A 9,886-nucleotide genomic window follows, 5' to 3' on the forward strand; every position below is an offset into this window, starting at 1 on the left:
GCGTCCCCCCGTGTCCGCGGCGCAGGGTCACCCCGCCCCCGCCACCTCCGTCTCGCACCGCAGCCGCCGGTCGACGTCGAGCGTTCTCACCGGGCCCGTGAGGTGCAGGTGTGCCGTGTGGCGCAGGTCCGTGCTCGATGCCGCCAACCGTAGTTCCAGCGCGCCCGGTTCGACCACCCTGGCGCCGGAACGGTCGGTGAAGGCGGACAGGTCCGCGTGGAAGCGGAAGGTGACCCGGGCCGCCTCGCCCGGCTCCAGCTCCAGCCGCCGGTAACCGATCAGCCGTACGTCCGGGCGGGTCACGCTCGCCACCGGGTCGTGCAGATACAGCTGCACGACCTCCGCGCCGGCCCGGTCGCCGGTGTTGCGGACGGTGACCGAGACGTCGTGGGAGCCGTCCGTCGTGATCTCGGCGCCCGTGGCGTCCGGCTCCCAGGCGAACGTCGTGTACGAGCGGCCGTGGCCGAAGGGGTACAGCGGGGTGGGGTCGAGGTTGCTGACCTCGCCGGCCAGGCCCAGCGGGGGCTGGAGGTAGGTCCAGGGCTGGCCGCCGGGCACCCGGGGGACGCTCACCGGAAGGCGGCCCGAGGGGTTGACGCGGCCCGACAGCACGCCCGCCACCGCCGGGCCGCCCTCCTCCCCCGGGAAGAACGCCTGGACGACCGCGCCCAGGCGTCCGTGCCAGCGGCCCAGCGCATACGGGCGGCCGGTCAGGAGGACGAGGACGACGGGGACGCCCGTCGACACCAGGGCGTCCAGCAAGTCGCCCTGCACCCCGGGCAGTCGCAGGTCGGTCACGTCGCAGCCCTCACCCGAGGTGCCCCGCCCGAACAGGCCCGCCCGGTCGCCGAGGACCGCCACGCACACGTCCGCCTCGGCCGTCCGGGCCACCGCCTCCTCGAAGCCGCCCGTGTCGGGGGCGTCGACGCCACAGCCCTCGGCGAACGTGACCTTGGCGTCGGGGAGTTCGGCGCGCAGCGCCTGGAGGACCGTGGGGATCTCGATGCCCATCGGCACCTCGGGGTGGTGCGTGAGGACGTGCGAGGGGAAGGAGTAGCAGCCCAGCATGGCGAGGGCGTCCGCGGCGCGCGGGCCGACCACCGCGATACGGGTGTCGGGGGCCAGCGGGAGGAGCCCGTCGGGGTTGTCCAGGAGGACCACCGACTCCTCGGCCAGCCGGCGGGCGAGCGCCCGGTTCGACGTCGAGTCCAGGTCGATGCGTTCGGCCGGCTCCGGGTTCCAGTCCTCGTCCAGCAGGCCCAGCTCGCACTTCTGCAGCAGGACCCGGCGGGCCGCCCGGTCGATCAGGGACTCGGGGACCTCGCCCGCCCGTACCGCCTCGACGAGCGGTGTGCCGTAGCACTTCAGGGTGGGCAGCTCGACGTCAAGGCCCGCCGCGAGCGCCGCGTGGGCCGCCTCCGCCTCGGAGCCCGCGACCCGGTGCTGGGTCTGCAGGAAGCCGACGCCGAAGTAGTCGGCGACCACCGTGCCGGTGAAGCCCCACCGCTCGCGCAGCAGCTCGGTCAGCAGACCCGGGTCCGCCGAGGCCGGGATGCCGTCCGTGTCGTTGTACGCGGCCATCACCGACCGCGCCCCGGCCTCCCGCAGCGCCATCTCGAAGGGCGGCAGCGTGATGTCCGCGAACTCCCGCACGCCCGCCCGCACGGGCGCGAGGTTGCGGGCGCCGGCCGAGGAGGCGTACCCGGCGAAGTGCTTGAGCGTGGAGACGATCCCGGCCGACTCCAGCCCCCGCACGTACGCGGTGCCGATGGTGCCGACCAGGTACGGATCCTCGCCGATGGTCTCCTCGACGCGGCCCCAGCGCGGATCCCGTACGACGTCCAGGACCGGGGCGAGCCCCTGGTGGACGCCCACCGAGCGCAGGTCGCGGCCGATGGCGGCGGCCATCTCCTCGACGAGGGCGGGGTCGAAGCTCGCGCCCCAGGCGAGCGGCACCGGGTAGGCGGTGGCCCGCCAGGTGGTGAAGCCGGCCAGGCACTCCTCGTGCGCGAGGGCGGGGATGCCGAAGCGGCCCGCCTCAGCGATACGGCGCTGGGCGCGGGCCAGCGCCTGCGCGCCCAGCGCCGGGTCCACGGGGGCGGTGCCGAAGGGACGGGTGAGCTGGCCGAGGCCGTGGGTGATCAGTTCGTCCCAGTCGTAGTCGGCGCTCATCTCGCGTTGCAGCGGGGCGACTCCGTCGCCGTCGGTGTCGGCGCCCACCCACACGCCGTAGAGCTGGGCGGTCTTCTCCTCCACGGTCATCCGGGAGAGGAGGTCGTCGACGCGGGAGGCGGCGGGCAGGGCGGGGTCACGCCAAGGCGCGGTGGTCATGAAACTCCTGCTCTGGTCGAGTCGGGACGGGCCCTCTCACGAATGTTTCGCTTTTCATCTCGAATGTTCCGGGAACCTAGGCCGGTCGCAAGGGTTCGTCAAGAGGGGGTGCAGGGATACGATCGCCGCCATGACGCCTCCGGAGCCCGTTGAAACGCGGACGACAACCCCGACGACAGGCCGGTCCCAGCAGACCGCGACGCTCGCCGAGATCGCCCGCGAGGCCGGCGTGTCCGCGCCGACAGTTTCGAAGGTCCTCAACGGCCGCGCCGACGTGGCGCCGGCCACCCGCAACCGGGTGGAGGAGCTGCTGCGCGCGTACGGCTACCGGCGCCGCAGGGCCGAGGCGAGCCGCTCCCCGCTCATCGACCTGGTCTTCCACGAGCTGGAGAGCGCGTGGGCGATGGAGGTCATCCGGGGCGTGGAGAACGTGGCCCGGGACACCGGGCTGAGCGTGGTGCTGAGCGAGAGCGCGGGGCGGCTGACACCGGGGCGGACCTGGGCGGACCAGGTCGCCGCCCGCAGACCGCACGGGGTGATCCTGGTGCTCTCGGGCCTCGACGAGTCCCAGCGGGCCCTGCTGACCAGCCGTTCCATCCCCTTCGTGGTGATGGACCCGGCCGGTGACCCGGGCGTGGACGTGCCCTCCATCGGCGCGACCAACTGGCAGGGCGGTCTCGCCGCCACCCGCCACCTCGTCGAACTCGGCCACACCCGCATCGGTGCCATCACGGGCCCCTCCCGCATGATGTGCAGCCGCGCCCGGGTCGACGGCTATCGGGCCGCCCTGGAGACCGCCGGGCTCCCGGTGGACCCCTCGCTCGTCGCGTCCGGCGACTTCCACCACGAGACCGGCTACCGCCAGGGCCTGGAGCTGCTGCGCCGCCCCGACCGCCCGACCGCGGTCTTCGCCCTCAACGACCTGCAGGCGCTGGGTCTGTACGAGGCCGCCCGGGAGCTGGGCCTGCGGGTTCCGGAGGACCTGAGCGTGGTCGGCTTCGACGATCTGCCGGTCGCCCGCTGGGTGGGGCCGCCGCTGACGACCGTACGGCAGCCGCTGACGGAGATGGCCGAGGCGGCGGCCAAGCTGGTGCTGGACCTGGGACGGGAGGACCAGGCGCCGGCGGCCACCCGGGTCGAGCTGGCCACGAGCCTGGTGGTGCGCAGCAGCACGGCACCGCCGCCGAGCGGTGTCTGACAGGGCACTGGTACAGGTTGGCCGGAAGTGGCGGTATTGACGGGCGGTGCGCCCACGCCCACGCTCCACCGAAGCCAATCGGTTACCTGCCCGAAACTTTCGAAGTCCCCGGAGGTGAACCGACCTTCGGCCCGGGGCAGCGGTGCCGACGGTCGGGCTGGGGTGACGGCCATCTGAGAAGCGTGAGATTTTCCGTAGAAATCCGCTTCACGAGGCCGCCGCTAACAACCTCCTAATAATTCGGACTTACGTTCCTGTCTGTGACGGGACTTGAGGCGGGACAGGCGGAGAGCGGCGGCGGGGGCAGATCCAGGGGCCGGCGGTCGACCGTACTGAGGATCGCCGGCCTCACCGTGGCGGGACTGCTGGTGCTGGGCGCGGGGGCGGCGGGATGGGTGTACTGGCACCTCGACAGCAACATCAAAAGCGTCGACATCAACCAGGCGCTCGGCGACGACCGTCCGGCGAAGGCGGTGACGACACCGTCCCCCGGGGCCTCCGAGTCCCCGCTGCCCACCGGCTCCCTGAACATCCTCGTCCTCGGGTCCGACTCCCGCAGCGGCAAGGAGAACAAGGCGCTCGGCGGGGGCAGCAGCTCCGGCGCCCGGTCGGACACCGCGATGGTGGTGCACATCGCCGCGGGCCGGAAGGACGCGACCATCGTCAGCATCCCGCGCGACACGCTCGTCACCCGCCCGTCCTGTCCGCTGAAGTCGGGCGGCTCCACGGCCGTGGCCTACAACGCCATGTTCAACAGCGCCTACTCCGTGGGCGGCCCGGTGTGCGCGGTGAAGACGGTCGAGTCCATCACCGGCGTCCGCATGGACCACTACATCGAGATTGACTTCTCGGGCTTCGCGAAGCTGGTGAACGCCCTGGGCGGGGTCACCGTCACCACGGACCAGGACATCGACGACGACGACAGCCATCTGCACCTCGCGGCCGGCACCCACCATCTCGACGGCAAGCAGGCCCTCGCCCTCGCCCGCACCCGGCACGGCATAGGCGACGGCAGCGACCTGGGCCGCATAGGCCTCCAGCAGAAGCTGGTGAAGGCCCTGCTGGAACAGATCTCCTCGACGAACCTCCTCACCGACCCCGCCCGGCTCTACTCCGTCGCCGACGCCCTGACGGACAGCCTCACCACCGACACGGGCCTGGACTCCATCAGCGAGCTGGTCGGGTTCGGGCGCAGCCTGAAGGGCCTGACCGCGCAACACCTCAAGACGGTGATGATGCCGGTGGTCACGGCCCCGTCCGACCCCAACCGCGTGGTGGCGAAGGAACCGGCGGCGAGCGATCGGTGGGAATCGCTGCGCTGAGCAGCGCAAAGAAGGGCGGCGGAAAAAACTTCGGGGAATTCCGGCGTGCCTGTCGATCCCCGGGCTCCTCGATCGACGCACTGGTGAAAGGCCGGACAGCGACCGGCCCCGGACCGACCGAGGAGTCACCATGCCCCGCTACCTCTCTCTCGTGCAGATCGACGAGAAGACCGCCCCCGCCGAGGGGCCCAGCCCCGAGCTGATGCAGCGAATGGGGGAGCTGATCGAGGAGATCACCAAGGCCGGCGTGATGCTGGACACCGCCGGGCTGACGCCGTCCGCGCAGGGCACGCGGGTTCACTGGCAGGGCGGTGAGATCTCCGTGACCGACGGGCCCTTCACCGAGTCCAAGGAGGTCGTCGGCGGTTACGCGATCATGCAGTGCAAGGACAAGGCCGAGGCGCTGGAGTGGACCAAGCGGTTCCTGAAGGTGCACGAGGAGCACTGGACAGTGACCTGCGAGGTCAGGGAGATCGCGGAGGGCTGAGGGCCGCTTGGCCCGAGGCCCGTCGGGGGTGTTGCATGGTGGGCTGTGGAACAGCAGCCCACCGCCACCCGTGCCGTCGACACCGTATTCCGCCTCGAGTTCCCGCGCATCGTCGCCGGCGTCACCCGGATCGTCCGTGACGTCGGCATCGCCGAGGAGCTCGCCCAGGACGCCCTGGTCGCCGCGCTGGAGCAGTGGCCCCGGGACGGTGTGCCGGACAACCCGGGCGCCTGGCTGACGGCCACCGCCCGGCACCGCGCCGTCGACCTGGTCCGGCGCCGGGAGAACTACGCCCGCAAGCTGGCGGAGATCGGCCGCAGCCTGGAGACGACCGCGCCGCCGGAGGAGCCCGCCGACCCCGAGGACATCGACGACGACCTGCTCCGGTTGGTCTTCACCACCTGTCACCCCGTCCTGTCCGCCGAGGCCCGCACCGCCCTCACCCTCCGGCTGCTGGGCGGCCTGACCACCACCGAGATCGCCCGCGCCTTCCTCGTCCCCGAGCCGACGGTCGCCCAGCGCATCGTCCGCGCCAAACGCACCCTCGCCACGAAGAACGTCGCCTTCGAGGTGCCCTACGGCCCGGACCGCGAGGCCCGTCTCGGCTCCGTCCTGGACGTCATCTACCTGATCTTCAACGAGGGGTACGCCGCCACGGCCGGCGACGACTGGCTGCGCCCGGCGCTGTGCGAGGACGCGCTGCGGCTGGCCCGCGTGCTGTCGTCGCTGATGCCGAAGGAACCCGAGGTGCACGCCCTGGCCGCCCTCCTGGAGTTCCAGGCCTCCCGCGCCGCGGCCCGCACCGGCCCCGGCGGCGAACCCGTCCTGCTCAAGGACCAGAACCGCCGCCGCTGGAACCGCATGCTCATCGCCCGTGGCATCACGGCCCTGCACCGCGCCGAGGCCACCGCCACCGGCGCCCCGGGCCCGTACACCCTCCAGGCCACGATCGCCGCCTGCCACGCGCACGCGTACACCTACGAGGAGACCGACTGGGCGAGCATCGCCACCCTCTACGGCCTGCTCGCCGCCCGCGCCCCCTCCCCGGTCGTCCAACTCAACCGCGCCGTCGCCGTGTCGATGGCGGAGGGACCGGAAGCGGGGCTCGCGATCGTGGACACCCTCGCCGCGGAACCCGCCCTGCGCGACTACCACCTGCTCCCCAGCGTCCGCGGCGACCTGCTGGAGCGCCTGGGGCGTACGGCCGAGGCACGCGCCGAGTTCGCCCGGGCGGCGGAACTCGCGCGCAACGAACGGGAACGGGAGCTGCTGCGGCGGCGGGCGGCCGGAGCGGGGTGATCAGGCGGGGTGTCCGACGAGCATGGTCGGCGCCCCCGTTACCCGGGTCAGGAACACGGTCGCCGAGTTGGGGCCGGCCGGCTTGACCTTCTTCCTGAGTTCCTCGGGCTCCACCGCCGACCCCCGCTTCTTCACGGTCAGCGTCCCGACCTCCCGCTCCCGCAGCAGGGCCTTCAACTTCTTCACGTTGAAAGGCAGTTGGTCGGTGATCTCGTAGGCGGTGGCGTACGGGGTGGGGAGGAGGGCGTCGGAGGTGACGTACGCGATGGTGGGGTCGATCAGGCCGGCGTCCAGGTCCTCGGCCACCTCGGCGACGAGGTGGGCGCGGATGACGGCGCCGTCCGGCTCGTACAGGTAGCGGCCCACCGGGCGGACCCGGGGATCGGGGAGTCCTCTTCCGAGCAGGGTGCGGGGGCTGGGGAGCAGCGTGGCGCGGATCGCCCCGGGCGTCGTCCCGAACCACAGCACCGCCTCCTTCACGTCCCCGCCGTCCGAGATCCACTCGGCCTCGGCGTCCTCGGGCACGGCCTCGTGCGGGACGCCCGGGGCGACCTTCAGCGCGGCGGCCCGGGACGCCTTGCGGGCCGCGCCGACCGCCCAGGACAGGGGTGGTGAGTAGGCCTCGGGGTCGAAGATCCGCCCACGTCCGCCGCGCCGGGCCGGGTCGACGAACACGGCGTCGTACCCCGCCGTGTCGACCTCCGTGACGTCGGCCTCCCGCACCTCGATCAGGTCCGCCAGCCCGAGCGCCTCGGCGTTCGCCCGCGCCACGTCGGCCGTCACCGGGTCCCGGTCCACGGCCAGCACCCGGATCCCCGCCCGGGCGAACGCGATCGCGTCCCCGCCGATCCCACAGCACAGGTCGGCGACAGACCGTACCCCCATGGCGCGGAAGCACTCCGCCCGGTACGCCGCCACGCTCGCCCGCGTCGACTGCTCCACCCCGTTGGGCGTGAAGAACATCCGCCCGGCGTCCGCCGCCCCGAATTTCGCCGCAGCCCGCTGCCGCAGCCGCGCCTGCCCGAGGGCCGCCGACACCAGGTCGGCGGGGTGCTCGCGGCGCAGCCGGGTCGCCACGGCGAGTTCGTCGGCCGGGGCCGTGTCGCGGACCGCGTCGAGGAGGGCGCGGCCTTCGGGGGTGAGGAGGAGGGCGAGGTCGTTCACCGGCTCATTGTGGGCCAGTCGGTGGATGGTGTGCCCGTGGACGCGGTGTCGGGCCGGGTTCGCGGGCCCGGCCTGCGAGGATCCGGCACCATGCGAGCAGTCGTACAAAACGATAAAAACGGGGCGTCCCGGAAGCGGCGAGTCCGTGGCGGGATCGCCGTGCTCGCCGTCGCCGCCATCGCCTCCGGCTGTGCGACGGGCGACGGCCAGGAGGTGCGCCCGGCCTCCGGCCAGCAGCCCCTGAAGGCACCCGAGGCCCGCGCCCTGGACTCGTACGCCCTGAAGCTGCGCGCGGCCCTCACCGCGCGGGCCGCCGCCGCGCGGCGCTGGGGGCTGCGGCAGGTGCCCCTGACCGCTCCGCCGCCACCGGTGCACAAGCCACGGATCACCGCCCGCAGGGGCTTCGAGGTGGACGACCAGGAGGAACTGGACCTCCCGCCCGTCTTCACCACGGTCCCCACCCGGCAGAGGGTCGTCTTCCTCACCATCGACGACGGCGCCGAGAAGGACCCGGCGTTCCTGCGGATGATGAGCGAGCTGAAGATCCCGTACTCCGCCTTCCTCAGCGACTTCCTGGTCAGGGACGACTACGGGTACTTCCGCCGGATGCAGTCCGGGGGCGTCACCCTCAACAACCACACCCTCACCCACCCCTATCTGCCGGGGCTCTCCTATGAGCGGCAGCGGCACGAGATCTGCGGAATGCAGGCGGTCATGAAGAAGCAGTTCGGCCGGGCCCCGACCGTCTTCCGGCCGCCCTTCGGCAACTACAACCAGGACACCCTGCGCGCCGCGAAGTCCTGCGGCATCCGGTACGCGCCGATCTGGGACGAGGAGGTCTTCGTCGACCACTGGGAGTACCGCGAGGACGACCAGGACCTGCACCCCGGCGACATCGTGCTCACCCACTTCCGGGGCCGCAACGAGTGGAAGGGCACCATGGTCGACGACATGCGGCGCTTCCTGAACAAGGTCACGGCCGAGGGGTACGCGGTGGCCCGCCTGGAGGACTACCTGTGAGGCTCCGGGGCCTGGCCGCCGGAGTTCTGGCGCTCGCCCTCCTCACCGGCTGCGCCCAGTCCGTCGACCCCATCGAACGGCTCGGCAGGAAGGCGGCGCAGGAGGTACGGCCGCACGGACACGCCCGGCCCGTGCGGCCGTACCGCCGCTGGGGCCTCCAGGCCCCGCTGCCCCGTGCCCCGCGACCCGCCCGCGCCCCGGCCTTCCGCCCGGCGGGCCCGGCCCGCCCCCTGATCGTCTCCCACGTCCCCACTCACGACCGGGTCGTCTTCCTCACCTACGACGACGGCGCCGCGCGGGACCCGCGCTTCGCCGACATGGTCCGCGAACTCCGGCTGCCCGTCAGCGTGTTCACCGCCGACGGCACGGCCGCCCCGGTCCACGGCCACCTCGCGCGTCCACGGCCGGCCGACGCGGGCACCCACGGCCCACGCCTCGTCCGCACCACCCTGCGCGGTCTGTCCTACGCCGGCCAGCGCGCCGAGATCTGCGGCCGGCCCGACCGGCCCCGGCCCCGTCTGTTCCGGCCGCCCCACGGCGCGTACGACGGCACCACCCTGCGCGCGGCCGGTGACTGCGGGGTCACGGCGCTGGTGCTGTGGCGCGCGTCGATGAATGCCACCGGCCGGCTGACCTACACCCGCACCGCCCGCCACCTGACCCCCGGCGACATCGTCTCCGTGGCCCCCGACGACGGAACGGGCCCACCCCTCACCCGACGCACGTCCCGCCTCCTCGCGCGGCTGGAGGAACGGGGGCTGACGGTGGGGCGTCTGGAGGACTATCTGTAGCCGAGCGCCGTCACGAGGAGGAGCAGGGCCGCCGGCATCTGCCCGCCACCGGTCACGGCGAACCCGTCCCGGAAGAAGAAAACGGGCGGACGCCAGAGCCGCCGTCGCCAGCCCGCCCAGCCACACCGCAGCGCCCCACCCGTGCCCGGGCGGCCGCGGACACCAGGCCGATGGCGCATTCGGCCGGAAGCAGGACCGCGAGCGCGCCAGGGACCGGGAGGGCATGGGGCGACGGTACGCGTGCACTGCCGCGGACGGGACCCTCTCGCGACGC

8 protein-coding genes are annotated in these 9,886 nt (G+C 73.0%); 6 read left to right on the forward strand and 2 right to left on the reverse strand.

Annotation, left to right across the window (positions count from 1 at the left end; all coding sequences use genetic code 11):
- Nucleotides 1–27: 27 nt before the first annotated feature.
- A complete protein-coding gene (locus ABZZ74_RS07515) occupies nt 28–2,331 on the reverse strand; it encodes a glycoside hydrolase family 3 N-terminal domain-containing protein (protein WP_356762361.1) in 2,304 nt (767 codons plus the stop codon).
- 130 nt (nt 2,332–2,461) lie between these two features.
- On the opposite strand from ABZZ74_RS07515, the gene ABZZ74_RS07520 reads away from it, so the two are divergent.
- The 4 genes from ABZZ74_RS07520 to ABZZ74_RS07535 all read left to right on the forward strand — a co-directional run bounded on the left by ABZZ74_RS07520 (nt 2,462) and on the right by ABZZ74_RS07535 (nt 6,637).
- The gene (locus ABZZ74_RS07520) at nt 2,462–3,529 is read left to right on the forward strand and encodes a LacI family DNA-binding transcriptional regulator (RefSeq protein ID WP_356762362.1); all 1,068 of its coding nucleotides are present in this window, start codon (nt 2,462–2,464) and stop codon (nt 3,527–3,529) included.
- 332 nt (nt 3,530–3,861) lie between these two features.
- On the forward strand, nt 3,862–4,851 hold the full coding sequence (locus tag ABZZ74_RS07525) for an LCP family protein (protein WP_356762501.1): 990 nt from the start codon (nt 3,862–3,864) through the stop codon (nt 4,849–4,851).
- Between the two features lie 130 nt (nt 4,852–4,981).
- Nucleotides 4,982–5,338: a YciI family protein gene (locus ABZZ74_RS07530; protein ID WP_356762363.1), complete on the forward strand. Its 357-nt coding sequence runs from the start codon at nt 4,982–4,984 to the stop codon at nt 5,336–5,338.
- 45 nt (nt 5,339–5,383) lie between these two features.
- Nucleotides 5,384–6,637 (forward strand): RNA polymerase sigma factor, encoded by a 1,254-nt coding sequence (locus tag ABZZ74_RS07535; protein ID WP_356762364.1) that lies wholly within the window; start codon nt 5,384–5,386, stop codon nt 6,635–6,637.
- Here the strand turns inward: ABZZ74_RS07535 and ABZZ74_RS07540 are convergent, their stop codons facing one another.
- Complete coding sequence (locus ABZZ74_RS07540; protein WP_356762365.1) at nt 6,638–7,801, reverse strand: methyltransferase domain-containing protein; 1,164 nt, start codon at nt 7,799–7,801, stop codon at nt 6,638–6,640.
- A gap of 90 nt (nt 7,802–7,891) precedes the next feature.
- Between ABZZ74_RS07540 and ABZZ74_RS07545 the strand changes: the two genes are divergently transcribed.
- Nucleotides 7,892–8,821, forward strand: coding sequence for a polysaccharide deacetylase family protein (locus ABZZ74_RS07545; protein ID WP_356762366.1), 930 nt, complete (start codon nt 7,892–7,894; stop codon nt 8,819–8,821).
- Entirely contained in the window at nt 8,818–9,612 is a 795-nt protein-coding gene (locus ABZZ74_RS07550; protein WP_356762367.1) for a polysaccharide deacetylase family protein, read from the forward strand. Before ABZZ74_RS07545 ends, ABZZ74_RS07550 begins: the two co-directional genes overlap by 4 nt.
- Nucleotides 9,613–9,886: the final 274 nt, after the last annotated feature.

Origin of the sequence: Streptomyces sp. NPDC006476 (assembly GCF_040612015.1) — a bacterium.
GTDB classification, from domain to species: domain Bacteria; phylum Actinomycetota; class Actinomycetes; order Streptomycetales; family Streptomycetaceae; genus Streptomyces; species Streptomyces griseorubiginosus_B.